We start from the raw sequence: 17,238 nt of genomic DNA, 5'->3' as shown, positions 1-17,238 counted from the left end.
ACCGATGACGACCCAGGCCGACGTCCTCGTCCTGCTGGACCACGCCGACGACCAGACCCTGCGACCCCAGTCGCTCGAGCTCCTCGCGCTCGGGCGCGGGATCGGGACCGTGCACGCCGTGTGGGTGGTGGGTGGGGAGCCCGTCGCGCCACCGGCCGACGTGCTCACGCAGGTGGGCGAGCACGGGGCTGCCGTCCTGCACGCCGTGGGCACGGGTGACGCCCACCCGCGGCTCACCCCCGTCGTGGCCGAGGCGCTGGCCGGGTTGGTCACGCCGAGCACGCGTGCGGTGCTGCTGGGCTCCTCGTTCGAGAACAAGGAGGTGGCCGCCCGGCTCGGCGTGCTCACCGGGGCCGGCGTGATGGTCGACGTCGCCTCCGTGGAGCTCGACGGGGACGCCCTGGTGGCCCACAAGCAGGTCTTCGCGGCGACCTGGACGTCGCGGTGCACCGCCGTGACCCCCGTCACGGTGCTGGCGGTCAAGCCGCACGCGGTGGAGACGGAGCCCGTCGGGAGCGGCACGCCCGACGTGGTCCGACACGAGCTCGACCTCTCGGCCGCAGCGGCCGGTGTCGAGGTCGTCGAACGCACCGAGCGGGCACCGTCCGATCGCCCGGACCTGGGTGCGGCGCAGGTCGTCGTCGTCGGCGGCCGGGGGACCGAGGGCGACTTCGGCCCGCTCGTCGAGCTGGCCGACGTGCTCGGCGGCGCCGTCGGCGCCACCCGGGTCGCGACCGACGAGGGCTGGATCGACAAGGACGCGCAGATCGGTCAGACCGGGGTGACGGTGTCCCCGCGCCTCTACATCGGCGCGGGGGTGTCCGGTGCGGTGCACCACCGGGGCGGGATGCAGGCCTCGGGAGTGATCGTGGCGGTCAACACGGACGCGGACGCGCCGATCTTCGAGATCGCCGACCTGGGGATCGTCGGCGACCTGCGCACGGTCCTGCCGCAGGCGACGCAGGAGCTTCGCCGCCGGCGCGGGTGAGTCTCAGAAGCGCCGCAGCCAGGCCAGCGCCGCCCGGGCGTGCGCACGCTGGAAGGCACGCAGGTTGGCGATCCCGGGTGGCGGGGGTTGCACCGCACCCTGCAGGAAGTACCCGGTGAGCGCGGCGAGCACCGCCCGGACGGACTCCCGGTCGGCGCCGGCGGCGGCGGGGTGTTCCCAGAACAGCGCGTCCGGGTCGCCGCCGCCCTGCATCGCGATGCTCACGAGGAGCCCGACGAGGTCGTACCAGGCGGGTGCGTCCTTGCTCGCGTGCGGCCAGTCGACCACCCACGTGCCGTCCTGCCCGAGCAGCACGTTGTCCGTGCGCAGGTCGTTGTGGGCCAGGGAGTGGCCCACCGCCGCGGTCGGGGCCTCCTCGGCCCAGCGCACGAGGTCCTCGCGGTGCTCCACGAGCCAGGGCCCGTCCTCGGCCATGGCGGCCACGGCCGCGTCGAGGTCCGCCGGGGACTGCGCGAGCGCCCGCGTGCTGGCGGCCAGCCCCGTCAGCGCGACCGACAGCGGTGGCAGGCAGGCAGGTGCGGGGGTACCGGCCCGCGCGAGCTCTGCGGCGAGGTCGAGCACCCGCCGCCGCTGCTCCGGGGTCCACGGGTGCTCCGGGGAGCGGCCCGCTACGGCGGTGATGCCCATCACCACCCAGGTGCCGTCGTCGTGCGACCACTGCAGCCGCGGGGCCGGGACACCCGGCGGCAGCGCCTCGAGCGCGCGGATCTCGGCGCGCGCCAGGTTGGGTGAGTCGGGGTTCTGCTCGGGCGACACCGCCTTGACGAACACCTGTGTGCCGTCACCGAGCTCGAGCAGCGATGCGTAGCCCGGGCTGAACCCGACGGTCGCAGGGGCCTCGGCCACGACCGCGGCCCCGGCCAGCTCGGCGATCCGGGAGCGGAGGTCGCGGGGCATGTCCGCCCACGCGAGTCGTGATCCGCTGAACGCCAGCGGCGGGCCGTCATTGGTCACCGGGTGATTGTGCCAGGCGCGGGACCGATCGGCCGTGCGGGTCCGGCCGGCGGTCCGGTTCGTACACTCGCGCCGTGACCCGCTACCTCGACCACGCGGCCACGACGCCGATCCATCCACAGGTCGCCGAGGCGATGGCGGCCCGGCTGGGCGTCGTGGGGAACCCGTCATCGGTGCACGCCGCGGGACGGGAGGCGCGCCGGGTCGTGGAGGAGAGCCGCGAGCGGCTCGCGGCCGCGGTCGGCGCTCACCCCACGGAGGTCGTGTGGACCTCGGGCGGGACGGAGGCCGACAACCTCGCGATCAAGGGCCTGTGGTGGGCCCGCCACGCCGCGGACCCGCGTCGAACCCGGGTGCTGGTCTCCGCGGTGGAGCACCACGCGGTGCTCGACCCGGCCCGGTGGCTCGCGAGCCAGGGTGCCGAGGTCGTCGAGCTCCCCGTGCACGACGACGGGCGGCTCGACCTCGCCGCGCTGGACGCCGAGCTCGCGGCGCACGGGGACCGGGTGGCCGTGGTCTCGGTGATGTGGGCGAACAACGAGATCGGGACCATCCAGCCGGTCGCCGACGTGGTGGCCCGGGCGCACGCGTGGGGCGTGCCGGTGCACACCGACGCCGTGCAGGCCGTCGGCCACCTGCCGGTCGACCTGGCCGCCGTCCGCGCCGACGCGGTCAGCCTCACCGCGCACAAGCTGGGCGGCCCGGTCGGCGTCGGGGCCCTGGTGGTGCGGCGGGGGCTGGACCTCGTCCCGGTCCTGCACGGCGGAGGGCAGGAGCGTTCGGTGCGCTCGGGCACGCTGGACGTCGTGGGCGTGGCCGGTTTCGCGCTCGCCGCGGAGCTCGCGGTCTCGGACCTGCCCGCGCAGACGGCCCGGCTCGCGGGCCTGCGGGACGCGCTGCTCGCAGGGGTGCGGGACCTGGTCCCGGACGCCGTGCTCCGCGGGCCCGACCCGGCGTCGGGCCTGCGAGTGCCGCACAACCTGCACCTGACCTTCCCCGGGTGCGAGGGCGACTCGCTGATCTACCTCATGGACTCCCACGGTGTCGCGTGCTCGACCGGCTCGGCGTGCACGGCGGGCGTCGCCCAGCCGAGCCACGTGCTGCTGGCCTGCGGGGTCGAGGAGGTCGATGCCCGAGGTGCACTGCGATTCTCGTTCGGGCGCACGTCCACGCCCGGCGACGTCGAGGCCGTGCTGGCGGCGCTGCCCGACGTCGTGACGCGTGCCCGGGCCGCCGGGATGGCCTGACGAGCCGGCCGGTACCCTGGTGCGCATGCGCGTGCTGGCGGCCCTGTCCGGCGGGGTGGACTCCGCGGTGGCCGCGGCCCGGGCGGTGGACGCGGGCCACGACGTCGTCGGCGTGCACATGGCCTTGTCGCGGACGCGGGACGAGCACCGGACCGGCTCGCGCGGCTGCTGCACGATCGAGGACGCGTCGGACGCGCGGCGGTGTGCCGACGTGCTCGGCATCCCGTACTACGTGTGGGACCTGTCCGAGCGGTTCGAGCAGACGGTGGTCGCGGACTTCCTGGCGGAGTACGCGGCGGGGCGGACCCCGAACCCGTGCGTGCGCTGCAACGAGCACATCAAGTTCACGGCGCTGCTGGACAGGGCCACGGCACTCGGCTTCGACGCGGTGTGCACCGGCCACTACGCGCGGGTGGCGGTCGGCGGTGACGGAGCGCGGAGCCTGCACCGCGCGCGTGATGCGGCCAAGGACCAGTCCTACGTGCTCGCCGTGATGGGCCCGGACCGGCTGGCCCGTGCGATGTTCCCGCTGGGCGAGGTGTCCTCCAAGGACGACGTCCGGACGGAGGCCGCCGCGCGGGGGCTCCCCGTGAGCGCCAAGCCGGACTCCTACGACCTGTGCTTCGTCGCGGACGGCGACACCCAGGGGTTCCTGCGTGAGCGCCTCGGCTCGCGTCCCGGGGACGTGGTGGACGAGGACGGTGCGGTGCTGGGACGGCACGAGGGGGCGTGGGGGTTCACCGTCGGCCAGCGCAAGGGGCTCGGACTGCGCCACCCGGCGCCCGACGGCCGCCCGCGCTACGTCCTGGACGTGCGTCCGGCGACGAACACCGTCGTGGTGGGCGCCGCCGAGCTGTTGTCGGTGCGCGGGCTGCAGGGTGTCGACGCGGTCTGGTTCGACTCACCGGCCGGCCTGGCCGGGCAGGGGAGAGCGCAGCTGCGCGCCCACGGCGAGCCGGTGCCGGCCCGGTGGCACGGGACGGAGGACCGGCTCGAGGTGGCCCTGGACGCACCCGTGCGGGGCCTCGCTCCCGGTCAGTCGGTGGTCTGCTACGTCGGGGACAGGGTGGCCGTCCAGGCCACGGTCGACCGCGTGCGGCGCGGCGCTGACCACGGACGGGACGGATGACCGGGGTCACCGCCCTCGGTCCGTGGCCCGGTCACAAGGTCCTCAAGGCGCAGGACGTCGCGTTCACCGAGCTCGCCGGCACGCCCGCCGGCGTGGTCGGCATGCCGCCGGTGGTCCACATGCCCAAGCGGGGTCCGTACGCCGCGTCGACGGCACGTACCGCCGCGCTGCTCGAGGGCATGGCTGTCGAGCTGGGACCACGTGGCTGGACGCTCACCGAGCGTCCGGGGCCCGACCTGGAGCGGTCCGCGGCCCTGCTGCGGGAGGACCTCGACGCGCTCGCGGTGCTCGGGAACGTGTGGGCGGGCCCCCTCGTGGTGACCTCGCGCGGACCGTGGTCGCTCGCGGCTGCCCTGTGGCTCGCCCGGGAGGAGCGCGTGCTGTCCGACGCCGGCGCGGTGCGTGCGCTGGTGGACGCGCTCGCCGACGGTCTCGACCTGCTGGCGCGCCGGGTGCGCGAGGCTGCGCCGCACGCCGAGCTGGTCGCCGTGCTGCGCGAGCCCAGCCTCCCGGACGTGCTGGGCGGGGCCGTGTCGGCGGCCTCGGGGCACGACAGGCTTCCCGCCGTGGACCGGGCTGCCGCGGCCGCGGTGCTCGAACGGATGGTGGGCACGCTCCGGTCGGCCGGGGCGGCGCGGGTCGTGGTGCACGGCGGCGCGCGGCTGGCCACCAGGAGCCTGGACGTGCTGGCGGCGACGTCCGCGGACGGCCTCGGGGTGGCGGCGGCCGGGGTGCGCGGGAGCCAGTGGGAGAAGCTCGCCCCGCTGGTCGAGCGCGGCACCCAGATGTGGTTCGGCCTGCCCCGCGAGCATCCCCGCAAAGGTGGTCCGGACGTGCCCAAGATCGCTCGGGTCATCCACCGACCCTGGCGAGACGTCGGCCTGCCCCGGGCCGGGCTGGCCGACGTGGTGGTGCACACGGACACCAGCGGAGCCGGGGACCAGGTGCTCGGCAACCTCCAGGCCGCGGCGTACGAGACCCGCACAGCGGTCCGGGTCGCCCAGGTCCTGGCCGAGCGCGCCCACTAGGCCGGTAGCAGGGCCCGTCGAGGAGAGGGCCCCCTGTGCTGCCCGACGCGCACCGGAGTGGCGCCCACGCTGAGTGGACAGGCGGTTCGGCTCTTCCCGAGGCCCGCGGTCTGCGTAGCGTCGACAGGGGTGCACCGGCGCCGCGTCCGGCGGTCGCCGACGACCTGGACGAGAGGCAGAGCCATGCGTGCGGTCGAGCGGTTCGGGGTTCCGTCCCTGCGACTCCGCGGTGCCGCCGTCCTTGCGCTCGCCGCCCTGGTCCTCGCCCTCGATGTCGGCACCGCCGCTGCGGCACCGCCCCGCACGGGAACGGTGCGCGGTGTCGTGACCGATGCGGTGGGCCCCGTGCCGGGAGTCGTCGTCGATGTCATCGATCCTCAGGGCGGTGACGTCCTGGCGACTGCGACCTCGGGCCGCAGCGGGATCTTCCGGGTGAGCCGGGTGCCCGTCGGGGAGGTCGTGCTGAGGGCCACCGCGCAGGACCGGGTGACCTGGTACCCGCTCGCAGCCGAGCGGGCGGGCGCGACGGTCCTGTCGGTCCGGCACGGGCGCCCCCTCGTGGTCCGGTTCGCTCTGCCCGTCACGGCGACGATCGCGGGCGAGGTGCTCGGCAACTTCGATCCCCTCGGCGGAGCCACGGTCACCGTGTACGACGCGGCGGACGACCAACCGATCACGTCGGTGCAGCTGGGTGAGTTCGAGACCACGTACCGGATCTCGGGGCTGCCCCCGGGCGACGTGAAGGTCGGCGCGTCCAAGGAAGGCTGGCTGCCGGGCTTCGCCGACGGCGTGCGCGCGCTCTCGGACGCGACGGTGTACACGCTCGAGCCCGGTGAGACCTTGACGCAGTCGTGGGACCCGGTCGTCCTGTACATCGATCTGACCCCGACGTCGACACTGCTCGGCCAGGTGCTCGGGATCCGGGACGACCCCGAGCTCGGCTGGGACGACCCGCTCCGGGACGTGACGGTCTTCCTGCTCGACCCGGCGGACGGGACGGTCCGGGACACGACCGTGACCGACGCCCTGGGCGACTTCCGGTTCGACGGCCTCGCGCCGGGGACCTACACCCTGCGGGCAGAGAAGGACGGGTGGCTACCGGTCTACGCCGGTCAGGCCGACGATCTCGCCGGAGCCGCGACCTTCACCCTCGTCGGCGGTGACGTGGTGGGGACCTCCCTGACCATCTACGCCCGGCCCGCCGTCTCGGGTCAGGTGCTGGGCTGGATGGACCCGTTGGCCGAGGCGACCGTCACGGTCTACGACGCCGGGTCGGGCGCGGTCCTGGCACGGACGGTCTCGGACGGCGACGGTCGATACCGGGTGGACGGTCTGGCGCCCGGTGAGGTGAAGGTCGGTGCGACGCGCGACGGCTGGCTGCCGGGATTCGCCGACGGCGCCGCCACGTGGGACACCGCGACGGTGTTCAGGCTCCTCCCGGGGCAGACCCTCGTGCAGAGCTGGGACCCGATGGTGCTCTACCTCGACCTCGTGCCGGCCTCCTGAGACGGGGACATCGGCGGGCACTACGCCAGGCGCCGGGCCAGGAAGCGGTAGGCGAGCGCGGCCATGAAAGCCGCCTGGCCGTTGTCGGCCGCGCCGCCGTGCCCCCCTTCGACGTTCTCGTAGTACGTGACGTCCTTGCCGTGGTCGCGCAGCCAGGCCGCGAGCTTGCGCGCGTGGCCCGGGTGCACGCGGTCGTCCCTGGTCGACGTGGTCACCAGGACCGGCGGGTAGTCCTGGGTGGCGTCGAGCAGGTGGTACGGCGAGAAGGTCCGGATGAACTCCCAGTCCTCGGGGTCGTCGGGGTCGCCGTACTCGGCCATCCAGGACGCGCCCGCGAGCAGGTGGGAGTAGCGCCGCATGTCCGCCAGCGGCACCTGGATCACCACGGCGCCCACGAGATCCGGGTACTGGGTGAGCACGTTGCCGGTGAGGAGGCCGCCGTTCGATCCGCCCTGGACCCCGAGGTGCTCGGGCGAGGTCACGCCGCGCCGGACCAGGTCCTGGGCGACCGCCGCGAAGTCCTGGTAGGCGCGGTGTCGGTGCTCGCGCAGTGCTGCCTGGTGCCACGCCGGCCCGTACTCGCCGCCGCCGCGGATGTTCGCGAGCGCGTAGACGCCGCCGTCCGCCAGCCAGGCGCGTCCGAGCGTGCCCGAGTAGGAGGGCAGCAACGAGATCTCGAAGCCCCCGTACCCGTACAGCAGGGTGGGCGCCGTCCCGTCGGTGGGCGCATCGCGCCCCCGGACCAGGAAGTACGGGATCTGCGTGCCGTCGGCCGACTCCGCGAAGTGCTGGGCGACCGTGACGCCTCGGGCGTCGAAGAAGGCGGGCGCGCTCTTGAGCGCCTCGGGCCCCGTCGGTGCACCCACCTCCTGGACGGACAGCGTCGTCGGGGTCGTGAAGCCGGTGCTGACCAGCCAGACGGCGTCGGACTCGATCCGGTCCACCGAGCGTGCGGTGGTGGTGACCAGGTCCTCCTGGCCGGGCAGCGCTTCGGCCGGCCACGGCACCGATGCTCGGGCCGGCTCCGGAGGCGTGAGGACGTGGACCTGGCTGCGGACGTCTTCGAGCACGGTCATCACCAGGTGGTGCCGGGTCCACGTCAGGCCGGCCAGCGAGGTGGTCGCGGTGGGGACGAACACGACGGTGAGCTCGCGCCGGCCCGCGAGCCAGTCCTCCAGCGGCGTCGCCAGGAGGCTGCCGGTCGCGTGCGCCGCACCGGCCACGGTCCACGGCTCGCGGAGCTGGATGAGGAGCCACTCGCGGTGCACCGAGGTCTCGGCACTCAGCGGCACGTCGACGCGGACCAGGGTGCCGTCGGGTCGCCGCAGGTGCAGCTCGGAGGAGTAGAAGTCGATCGCGCGACGGACCAGCTCGCGGGAGAAGCCCGGCGTGGGGTCGTGCCAGGCGTCGACCGCGAGGTCGTCCTCGTGGGCGGCGAAGATCTCCTCGGCCTCTGCCAGGGGGGTGCCGCGCCGCCACAGCCGGACGGTGCGCGGGTAGCCCGACGTGGTCGTGGTGCCCGGACCCAGGTCCGTGGTCACCAGCACGGTGTCCTGGTCGACCCACGCCAGGCCGCCCTTGGCCTCCGGCCGGTAGAACCCCCCCGGGGGGGTCACCCACGTGCGCTCCACCAGGTCGAGCTCGCGGGTCACGTCCGCGTCGGAGCCGCCGTGCGACAGCGCGACGAGGGCGCGGCGGTGGTCCGGGCGAAGGACCGTCGCGCCGTGCCACACCCAGTCCTCTCCCTCGGCCGCGTTGAGCGCGTCGAGGTCCAGGACGACCTCCCAGTCGGGGCTCGCGGTCCGGTAGGACTCCCACGTGGTGCGGCGCCAGAGGCCCCGGGGGTGCTCGGCGTCGCGCCACAGGTTGTAGAGCCGGTCACCCACCAGGCTGACGTCGGGGATCTTGTCGGGTGAGTCCAGCACCTCGCGGATGGCGTCCCGGGTGGCCGCGAACCCCGGTGTCGAGGCGAGCCCGGACAGGGTCTCGGCGTTGCGCTCGCGGACCCACGCCATCGCCCGGTCGCCGTCCACCGCCTCGAGCCAGGCGTACGGGTCCGACGCCGCGTCGGGGGCCGCGTGATCCATGGACGGCCAGCCTAGGCCCCGGGGAGCCCCGCGAACACGCACCGGGCGACGGGTGTCGGCCCGTGCCGCCATGATGGAGCGGTGAGCGAGACCGAGAGCAGCGCCGGCCCGCAGCCCGCCGACCCCGCGGCCCGCCGTCGGTGGGCTGAGCTGGCCGGACAGGTCCGCGAGCACCGTGCGGCCTACTACGAGCGGGACGCCCCGACCATCTCCGACGCCGAGTTCGACGCACTGATGCGCGAGCTCGACGTCCTCGAGGCGGCCTATCCCGAGCTCCGCACGCCGGACTCGCCCACCCAGGTGGTGGGCGGCGGCGTCGCCCAGCAGTTCGCCGAGGTCCAGCACGCCGAGCAGATGCTGAGCCTGGACAACGTCTTCTCGGCCGCGGAGCTCGACGGGTGGGCGGCCCGTGTGCTGCGTGACGCCGGCGCGGCCCCGCACTGGCTGTGCGAGCTGAAGATCGACGGCCTCGCGATCGCGCTCCTGTACGAGAACGGCCGCCTCGTGCGGGCCGCGACCCGGGGGGACGGGCGCACCGGCGAGGACGTCACCGCCAACGTCCTGACCATCGCGGACGTGCCGCGTTGGCTGCGCGGGGACGACGTGCCCGAGCGCATCGAGGTGCGGGGGGAGGTGTTCTTCCCGGTGGAGGCGTTCGAGGCGCTCAACGCGGAGCGGGTCGCTGCCGGGGAGGCACCGTTCGCCAACCCGCGCAACTCCGCGGCGGGTTCGCTGCGGCAGAAGGATCCCGCGGTGACCGCGTCGCGGCCGTTGCGGCTGTACTGCCACGGCATCGGGGGCCTCGTGTGGGCCGGGCACGAGGCGGCGACCGGGCGTCAGTCGCAGACATACGAGCTCCTGGCCTCGTGGGGCCTGCCGGTCTCGCCGTACTCGCGCGTGGTCGACGACCTGGACGGCGTGCACGCGATGGTCGAGTACTACGCCGAGCACCGTCACGACGTCGAGCACGAGATCGACGGCATCGTGGTCAAGGTCGACGAGACCGCGACGCAGCGGGCCCTGGGGGCGACGAGCCGCGCGCCGCGGTGGGCCATCGCGTACAAGTATCCGCCGGAGGAGGTCAACACCCGGCTGCTGGACATCCGGGTCAACGTCGGGCGCACCGGTCGGGTCACACCGTTCGGCGTGATGGAGCCGGTCAAGGTCGCCGGGTCGACCGTCCGCATGGCCACGCTGCACAACCAGGACGTCGTCAAGGCCAAGGGTGTGCGGATCGGCGATGTGGTCGTGCTGCGCAAGGCCGGCGACGTGATCCCGGAGATCCTCGGCCCGGCGCCGCGCGCGGCGGACGACGACGTCGAGCGCCGCGAGTTCGTCATGCCCTCGACGTGCCCCGAGTGCGGCACCCCGCTGCGGCCGATGCGCGAGGGGGACGTGGATCTCCGGTGCCCGAACGCACGCACCTGCCCTGCGCAGGTGCGCGGCCGGGTCGAGCACATCGGGTCGCGCGGTGCGCTGGACGTCGAGGCGCTCGGCGAGGTCACCGCGGCCGCCCTCACCCAGCCGGAGATCCCGGATGCGCCCCCGGTGGTCAACGAGGCCGAGCTGTTCGAGCTCGTCGGCTACGCGCCGGACGCGCGGCCCGAGCAGCGCGACCGGGTTCGCGCCGCGAGCCTGGCGCGGCTCATGCAGGTCGAGGTCGTGGTCCGGGACCCGGAGACCGGCGAGCCGCGTGCCGACGACGACGGCGTGGTCCGCCGACGAGCGCCGTTCCGGAAGGTGGCGCGGTACGGCCGGGCGGAGGTGGCGGCAGCCCAGGCTGAAGGGCGCGAGCTGCCCGAGTGGGAGCCCTCCTCCGCTGCCTTGACGCTGCTCGACGAGCTCGAGTCCGCCAAGACCAAGCAGTTCTGGCGCGTGCTGGTGGCCCTCAGCATCCGCAACGTGGGGCCCACGGCGGCGCGGGCGCTGGCCCAGCGGTTCGGCTCGATGCGCGACCTGCGCGAGGTGCTGGACGGTGAGCGGACCGCTGCGGTCGCGGTGCTGTCCGAGGTCGACGGCGTCGGCCCGGTGATCGCGGAGTCCATCCTGGACTGGTACGGCGAGGACTGGCATCGCGAGATCCTCGACCGCTGGCTCGCCGCAGGCGTGGTGATGCGCGACGAGCGCGACGAGTCGACCCCGCGCACGCTCGAGGGGGTCACCGTTGTCGTCACGGGGTCGCTCGAGCGGTACACGCGCGACGGCGCGAAGGAGGCCATCCTGGCCCGCGGGGGCAAGGCCGCCGGCAGCGTCTCGAAGAGCACCGACTTCGTCGTGGTCGGGGCCAATGCCGGGTCCAAGGAGACCAAGGCGCGTGAGCTCGGGCGCCCCATCCTGGACGAGGCCGGCTTCGAGGTGCTCCTCGCCTCCGGTCCGGACGCGGTCGCCGGTCTGGTCGAGGGGGCGACGGATGCCGGCACCGGGCAAGGCGCGGGGGCGGGCGGTCACGCGTGACCGCGCCGCCGCGTCCCGGGCCTTGCATCGAGGTCGCCACGTGGGTGCCGTTGCGCACTGCCCAGGTCGGCCCGTGGCGCGTCGGCCTGTCGGAAGGGTTCACCCGACGAGGCAACTCCGCGCACCTGACCGATCCCGACGCGGACGGCGCCGTCGCGGCGCTCGACGGGGTCGAGGAGAGGTACGAGGCCGCGGGTCAGCGCGCGATCGTGCGCCTCGCCACGCCGCGGTCGCCGGAGCCGGCGCCCCCGGGCCTCGTCGCCAGCCTGGCCGCGCGCGGCTACCGCACCGTGTCCACGACGGCCGTGCTCGCGCGGACGGTGGACACGGTCGTGCCGCGGGTCGACGGGGCGCGGCTCGACCTCGCCGAGACGCCGGGCGACGCCTGGCTGGCCGGGTGGCTCGGCACGAAGGCGGTGCACACGGACCGCGGCGTGGCGCGACGCCTGCTGACCGGCTCGCAGGCGGTCTACGTCACCGCCCTCGAGGGCAACCGCGTGCTGGGCACCATACGAGCCGCCCGCGCCGGCCACTGGGTCGGGCTGTCCTGCCTGACGGTCGCCGCCTCGGAGCGACGCCGCGGCCTGGGGACCTGGCTCACGCGGGCGGCCCTCGCCGCCGACCCCGAGGCGAGCCACGCCTTCCTTCAGGTCGAGGTTCACCACACTGGTGCCCTCGCGCTGTACCGGGGGCTCGGGTTCGTCGAGGTCGACGAGTACTGCTACTACGAGCGCTGACCGGTTCCGCGGGTGCGCGGCGGGCATCCCGGGCCCGCCTGCGCTCAGGGGACGAGGGCCTCGATCGCAGCGGGGGAGAGCGCGTGCTCGGCCGCCATCGCGCTGGCCCCCAGGACACCCGCCCGGCCCTTCGTGTGGCTCGCAACGATGCGCAGGTGCTGCGTGGCGAGCGGAGGTGAGCGCCGGTAGACGACCTCGCGGATCCCGGCCAGCAGGAACTCACCCGCGCTGGCCAGGTTCCCGCCGATCACGATCACGGAGGGGTTGAGCATGCTGACGACGCCCGCCAGGACGCTGCCGATCGTCCTGCCGGCCTCGCGGACCGCGGCGGTCGCCTGCGGGTTGCCCGCCTTGACCAGGGCGATCACGTCGGCCCCGTTCGACGCCTGGACGCCCTCGCGGCGCAGCCCTGCTGCGATCGCTCCTCCGCTGGCGATCGCCTCCAGGCACCCGTGGTTGCCGCAGTGGCACAGCACGTCCGGTCCGCCGGGAACCGCGATGTGTCCGAGGTCGCCGGCTGCGCCCTGGGCCCCGCGGCGCAGCTCGCCGTCCGAGATCACGCCGGCGCCGATGCCGGTGGCGACCTTGACGAACAGCAGGTGATCGACGTCCGGGTAGTGGGTCCGTCGCTCGCCGAGGGCCATGATGTTGACGTCGTTGTCGACGAGAACCGGGGCAGGGAACCACCGGCCGAGCTGGGCGGGCACGTCGGCGCGGTCCCAGCCGGGCATGATGGGTGGGCTCGTCGGGCGCCCGGTCTCGTGGTCGACGGGGGCGGGCAAGCCGACGCCCACGCCGGCGAGATCGGCGAGCGACCGTCCGGACCCGGCGACGAGCTGGGTGCCGAGCGCTCCCAGCCGGTCGAGCACCGCCTGGGGCCCGTCTGCGATCGTGACGTGCTCCTGGTGCTCGGTGAGGACCGAGGACGCGAGATCGGTGACCGCGAGCCGCGCGTGGGTCGCGCCGAGGTCGATCGCGAGCACGATGCGTGCGTCCGGCCGGAACGCGAACGTGGCCGGCGGCCGGCCGCCCGTCGACGTCGCCTCGCCTGCGGGGGCCACCAGGCCGGACGCCAGCAGGAGGTCCACGCGGGCGGCGATCGTCGAGCGGCTCTGCCCGGTGGTCTGGGCCAGCTCGGCCCGGGTTCGGGCGTGGCCGTCCCGCAGGAGCTGGAACAGCTCGCCCACGCCGGCCGGGCGGCCCGAGGCCTTGGTGAGCGAGTCCATGGCGGAAGTCAAGCACACCCCCTTGTGCCAAGCATCGTGCTTCTTTTGTGGATCACGATCTCATAACGAGCCAAGCGGTGCGCATCTTTTGCTTGACGGCAAGCAGAACCTGCGTAGTGTGCAGCTCATGGTCGACGGCGTCCAGTCGGAGGGCTGCCCCGGAGCGGGCCCCACCGTCCCGTCCGATGTGCTGCTGCACATGCACGGGATCGTCAAGCACTTCCCGGGTGCCAAGGCGCTCGACGGTGTCGACCTGGAGGTCGTGGCTGGTGAGGTCCACTGCCTCCTCGGCCAGAACGGCGCCGGCAAGTCCACCCTGATCAAGGTCCTCTCGGGCGCGCACCAGCCCGACTCCGGCTCGATCGAGTTCGAGGGGCGCGCGCTGAGCGTGCCCAACCCGGTCGCGGCCCTGCGAGCCGGCGTCGCGACGATGTACCAGGAGCTCGACGTGGTCGACGGCCTGAGCGTCGCCGAGAACGTCTTCCTCGGGCACGAGATCACACGAGGAGGCTTCACCCGGCGCCGCGAGCTGCTGGGCAGGACGGCCGAGCTGCTCGCGCGGCTCGGGCACCCTGGGATCTCGCCGACGACGGAGGTTGGTCGTCTCTCGGCCGCAGAGCAGCAGATCGTGAGCATGGCACGCGCGCTGTCGCACCGGGCTCGGGTGATCATCATGGACGAGCCCTCCGCGGTCCTCGACTCCGAGGAGGTGGCCAACCTCTTCCGGGTGGTCCGGGAGCTCACCGGCCAGGGCGTGGCCGTCGTTTACATCTCCCACCGCCTGGAGGAGATCCGCCAGGTCGGCGACCGGATCACGGTGCTCAAGGACGGCAGGACGGTCGCGGCGGGTCTCCCCGCGAGCACGCCCACACGTGACCTGATCCGGCTGATGACCGGTCGCACGGTCGAGCACGCCTTCCCCCGGCGGGCCGGCGTGCCGGCCGACGCCGAGGTCCTCCTGAGGGTCGACGGGCTCGGCCTCGCCGGGCGGTTCGAGGGCGTGTCCTTCTCCGTCCGCGCCGGCGAGGTCGTCGGCCTTGCCGGCCTGGTCGGCTCCGGGCGCTCGGAGATCCTCGAGACCATCGTCGGGGCCCGTCGCGCGACAGCGGGCACCGTCGAGGTGGCGGGTCGCCGGCTCCGGCCGGGCTCCGTGTCCGCTGCCGTCGCGGCCGGGGCGGGACTCGCTCCGGAGGAACGCAAGCGCCAGGGGCTCCTGCTCGACGAGCCGCTGTACCGGAACATCACGCTGTCGTCGTTCGCGCGGTTCGCCAGGGCGGGATTCCTGGACGAGCGCGCCGAGCGGGGCGCGGCCCGCCAACAGCTCCTCGCGACCGACCTGCGCCCGGCGGACCCCGACCGCACGGCCCGGACGTTCTCCGGCGGGAACCAGCAGAAGGCCATGCTCGCGCGCTGGCTGGAGCACGGCTGCCGCGTCCTGCTCCTCGACGAGCCGACCAGGGGCGTCGACGTGGGCGCGCGCGCTGAGATCTACGGGCTCGTGCGCCGGCTCGCCGAGCGGGGCGCGGCCGTCGTGATCGTCTCCAGCGAGATCGACGAGGTGCTCGGGCTGGCCGACACCGTCCTGGTGATCTCGGAGGGCCGGGTGGTCCACACCGGACCCGCGGAGCTGATCGACGAGCACGCCGTTCTTGATCTCGTCATGGAAGGGAGTGCCGCGTGAGCGCCACCGACCTCTCGCCCGTCACGTCTGCCGACGCGGTCACGGCTCCCGGCGTGCTGCGCCGGATGATGTCCGGCGCAGCCGGCCGCAACATCGGACTGGTCATCGCCCTGGGCCTGCTGTGCGTGTTCGGGGTCGTGACGGCCGGCGAGCGCTTCGCGAGCATCGACAACCTCATGACGATCCTGCGCCTGGCCGCGGTGATCGGCGTGCTCTCGGTCGGCATGACCTTCGTGATCACCGGCGGTGGCATCGACCTCTCGGTCGGCTCGGTGCTCGGCCTCGCCTCGGTCTGGGCGACCACGCTCGCGACCCAGACGATGGCGGAGAACCTGCACTGGAGCGTCATGGTGTTCACCGCGCTCGCAGTAGGGGCGGGAGCGGGGCTCGTCAACGGGGTGCTGATCGCCTACGGCAAGGTCGTCGCCTTCATCGCGACCCTGGCGATGATGGTCGCAGCCCGCGGGCTCGCGGAGATGATCGCCAACCGCCAGACCCAGATCGTCCACGTCGACACCTTCCTCGACGTCTTCCGTGCTGAGCTGCTCGGCGTCTCGGTCCTGGTCTGGATCTTCGCCGCCGTGGCCGTCGTCGGGTGGGTGCTGCTGAACCGCACGACCTTCGGCAGGCGCACGCTCGCGGTCGGCGGCAACCCCGAGGCCGCCCGGCTCGCCGGGATCAACGTCGAACGGCACACGGTGTACCTCTACGTGCTGGCCGGCGTCGCAGCGGGGATCGCGGCCGTGATGATGCTCGCGCGGACCACCGCCGGCTCCTCGACCCACGGTCAGCTGTACGAGCTCGACGCGATCGCCGCCGTGGTCGTCGGCGGGACTCTGCTCGCCGGTGGCCGCGGCACGATCGTCGGCACCGTCTTCGGCGTCCTGATCTTCTCGACGCTGACCAACGTGTTCACGCAGAACAACCTGTCCATCTCCGCCCAGGCGGTGGCCAAGGGCGTGATCATCGTGGCCGCTGTGCTGCTCCAGCAGCGACTCGCGGCTCGCACCAGGAGTACCTGACCGGCCTCGCCGGTCGTCCCAACCCCGCAGGTACCGAGGAGGAACCATGTCCGCACTCATGCGCCGCCGCTGGATGACCGTCGCCGGCGCGCTCGCCGTCAGCGCCGTCGCGCTCGGCGGATGCACATCGAACGCGCCGCAGGAGGAGGCCTCCTCCAGCTCGAGCGACTCCGCCGGTGGCGGGTTCGGTGGGGCCAACGACGAGACCGGCGACACCGTCACGATCGGGTTCTCGGCCCCGGCGGCCGACCACGGGTGGATGGGTGCGATCACCAAGTCGGCGCTCGCCGAGGCCGAGAAGTACGACGACGTCGACCTCGTCGTCGCCGAGGCGACCAACGACGTCAACCTTCAGATCAGCCAGATCGAGCAGTTCATCAACGACGGTGTCGACGCGATCGTGCTGCTGCCGTTCGACGGTGCCGCCCTGACCGACGTCGCCACGAAGGCGATGGAGGCCGGAATCGTCGTGATCAACGTCGACCGGGAGTTCTCCAGCCCGTTCGCGGCCCGGACCACCGTGCTCGGTGACAACTACGGCATGGGCGTCAGCGCGGGCACGTACATCTGCGAGCAGGTCGGGGACAACCCGGACGCTGTCGTGGCGGAGATCGCCGGGATCGACTCGCTGCCGTTGACCCAGGACCGCAGCCGCGGCTTCGCCGACGCCCTCTCCGACTGCGGGCTGTCGGTGTCGAACCGTGTCGCCGCGGACTTCACCGTCCAGGGCGGCCAGCAGGCGGCCGCGAACCTGCTCCAGGCGGCGCCGAAGATCGACGCCCTCTGGAACCACGACGACGATCAGGGCGTCGGCGTCATGGCGGCGATCGAGGAGGCCGGCCGTGACGAGTTCATCATGGTCGGCGGCGCCGGCTCCGCGAACGTCATGCGAGACATCCAGGCCGACGACACCGTGCTCAAGGCAACGGTCATCTATCCCTCCACGCAGGCCGCGGACGGCATCCGGCTGGCGCGCCTGATCGTGCAGGACAAGGCGCTCGGCGACCTGGTCGAGGTCGAGGTCCCGCGCACGGTTCAGCTCTACGCACCGGTCGTGACCAAGGACAACGTCGAGCAGTACCTGCCGACCGCGTTCGAGTCCTGACCTGATGCGCCGGGCCGGCGCCATCACCGGCCCGGCGCATCCCGCACGTCGAT

13 protein-coding genes are annotated in these 17,238 nt (G+C 73.7%); 10 read left to right on the top strand and 3 right to left on the bottom strand.

What is annotated here, in order from left to right:
• Positions 1-4: 4 nt before the first annotated feature.
• Positions 5-988, top strand: a complete 984-nt coding sequence (locus tag Q6348_RS13685; protein ID WP_304601830.1) for an electron transfer flavoprotein subunit alpha/FixB family protein — start codon at positions 5-7, stop codon at positions 986-988.
• Between the two features lie 3 nt (positions 989-991).
• On the opposite strand, the gene Q6348_RS13680 is transcribed toward Q6348_RS13685, so the two are convergent.
• Entirely contained in the window at positions 992-1,963 is a 972-nt protein-coding gene (locus Q6348_RS13680) for a phosphotransferase family protein (protein WP_304601829.1), read from the bottom strand.
• A gap of 74 nt (positions 1,964-2,037) precedes the next feature.
• Here Q6348_RS13680 and Q6348_RS13675 point away from each other — a divergent pair, with 74 nt between their 5' ends.
• The 4 genes from Q6348_RS13675 (at position 2,038) to Q6348_RS13660 (ending at position 6,873) form a co-directional block, all read left to right on the top strand.
• On the top strand, positions 2,038-3,210 hold the full coding sequence (locus tag Q6348_RS13675; RefSeq protein ID WP_304601828.1) for a cysteine desulfurase family protein: 1,173 nt from the start codon (positions 2,038-2,040) through the stop codon (positions 3,208-3,210).
• A 25-nt stretch (positions 3,211-3,235) separates the two neighbouring features.
• On the top strand, positions 3,236-4,339 hold the full coding sequence (mnmA, locus tag Q6348_RS13670) for a tRNA 2-thiouridine(34) synthase MnmA (RefSeq protein ID WP_304601827.1): 1,104 nt from the start codon (positions 3,236-3,238) through the stop codon (positions 4,337-4,339).
• Positions 4,336-5,367, top strand: a complete 1,032-nt coding sequence (locus Q6348_RS13665; RefSeq protein WP_304601826.1) for a uroporphyrinogen decarboxylase/cobalamine-independent methonine synthase family protein — start codon at positions 4,336-4,338, stop codon at positions 5,365-5,367. Before mnmA ends, Q6348_RS13665 begins: the two co-directional genes overlap by 4 nt.
• Positions 5,368-5,550: 183 nt before the next feature.
• Positions 5,551-6,873 (top strand): MSCRAMM family protein, encoded by a 1,323-nt coding sequence (locus tag Q6348_RS13660; protein WP_304601825.1) that lies wholly within the window; start codon positions 5,551-5,553, stop codon positions 6,871-6,873.
• A 20-nt stretch (positions 6,874-6,893) separates the two neighbouring features.
• On the opposite strand, the gene Q6348_RS13655 is transcribed toward Q6348_RS13660, so the two are convergent.
• Positions 6,894-8,960, bottom strand: a complete 2,067-nt coding sequence (locus Q6348_RS13655) for a prolyl oligopeptidase family serine peptidase (RefSeq protein WP_304601824.1) — start codon at positions 8,958-8,960, stop codon at positions 6,894-6,896.
• Positions 8,961-9,041: 81 nt separating this feature from the next.
• Here Q6348_RS13655 and ligA point away from each other — a divergent pair, with 81 nt between their 5' ends.
• A complete protein-coding gene (ligA, locus tag Q6348_RS13650) occupies positions 9,042-11,414 on the top strand; it encodes an NAD-dependent DNA ligase LigA (RefSeq protein WP_304601823.1) in 2,373 nt (790 codons plus the stop codon).
• Positions 11,411-12,151: a GNAT family N-acetyltransferase gene (locus tag Q6348_RS13645; RefSeq protein WP_304601822.1), complete on the top strand. Its 741-nt coding sequence runs from the start codon at positions 11,411-11,413 to the stop codon at positions 12,149-12,151. Before ligA ends, Q6348_RS13645 begins: the two co-directional genes overlap by 4 nt.
• Before the next feature lie 44 nt (positions 12,152-12,195).
• Here the strand turns inward: Q6348_RS13645 and Q6348_RS13640 are convergent, their stop codons facing one another.
• A complete protein-coding gene (locus Q6348_RS13640) occupies positions 12,196-13,377 on the bottom strand; it encodes an ROK family transcriptional regulator (protein WP_304601821.1) in 1,182 nt (393 codons plus the stop codon).
• A gap of 199 nt (positions 13,378-13,576) precedes the next feature.
• Here Q6348_RS13640 and Q6348_RS13635 point away from each other — a divergent pair, with 199 nt between their 5' ends.
• The 3 genes from Q6348_RS13635 (at position 13,577) to Q6348_RS13625 (ending at position 17,185) form a co-directional block, all read left to right on the top strand.
• Positions 13,577-15,058: a sugar ABC transporter ATP-binding protein gene (locus Q6348_RS13635; RefSeq protein ID WP_304601995.1), complete on the top strand. Its 1,482-nt coding sequence runs from the start codon at positions 13,577-13,579 to the stop codon at positions 15,056-15,058.
• A gap of 65 nt (positions 15,059-15,123) precedes the next feature.
• Complete coding sequence (locus Q6348_RS13630) at positions 15,124-16,080, top strand: ABC transporter permease (protein ID WP_304601994.1); 957 nt, start codon at positions 15,124-15,126, stop codon at positions 16,078-16,080.
• Between the two features lie 46 nt (positions 16,081-16,126).
• Positions 16,127-17,185 (top strand): substrate-binding domain-containing protein, encoded by a 1,059-nt coding sequence (locus tag Q6348_RS13625; protein WP_304601820.1) that lies wholly within the window; start codon positions 16,127-16,129, stop codon positions 17,183-17,185.
• Positions 17,186-17,238 lie beyond the last annotated feature (53 nt).

The organism is Actinotalea lenta (genome assembly GCF_030586465.1).
Taxonomy (GTDB): Bacteria; Actinomycetota; Actinomycetes; order Actinomycetales; family Cellulomonadaceae; genus Actinotalea; species Actinotalea lenta.
This window is presented reverse-complemented; position numbering and strand designations above follow the sequence as displayed.

Excerpts from the sequence above, each read along its gene's own strand:
- Q6348_RS13685 (WP_304601830.1), top strand. The coding sequence starts at position 5 with ATGACGACCCAGGCCGACGTCCTCGTCCTGCTGGACCACGCCGACGAC.
- mnmA (WP_304601827.1), top strand. The coding sequence starts at position 3,236 with ATGCGCGTGCTGGCGGCCCTGTCCGGCGGGGTGGACTCCGCGGTGGCC.
- Q6348_RS13665 (WP_304601826.1), top strand. The coding sequence starts at position 4,336 with ATGACCGGGGTCACCGCCCTCGGTCCGTGGCCCGGTCACAAGGTCCTC.
- Q6348_RS13660 (WP_304601825.1), top strand. The coding sequence starts at position 5,551 with ATGCGTGCGGTCGAGCGGTTCGGGGTTCCGTCCCTGCGACTCCGCGGT.
- Q6348_RS13655 (WP_304601824.1), bottom strand. The coding sequence starts at position 8,960 with ATGGATCACGCGGCCCCCGACGCGGCGTCGGACCCGTACGCCTGGCTC.
- Q6348_RS13640 (WP_304601821.1), bottom strand. The coding sequence starts at position 13,377 with ATGGACTCGCTCACCAAGGCCTCGGGCCGCCCGGCCGGCGTGGGCGAG.
- Q6348_RS13635 (WP_304601995.1), top strand. The coding sequence starts at position 13,577 with ATGCACGGGATCGTCAAGCACTTCCCGGGTGCCAAGGCGCTCGACGGT.
- Q6348_RS13630 (WP_304601994.1), top strand. The coding sequence starts at position 15,124 with ATGATGTCCGGCGCAGCCGGCCGCAACATCGGACTGGTCATCGCCCTG.
- Q6348_RS13625 (WP_304601820.1), top strand. The coding sequence starts at position 16,127 with ATGTCCGCACTCATGCGCCGCCGCTGGATGACCGTCGCCGGCGCGCTC.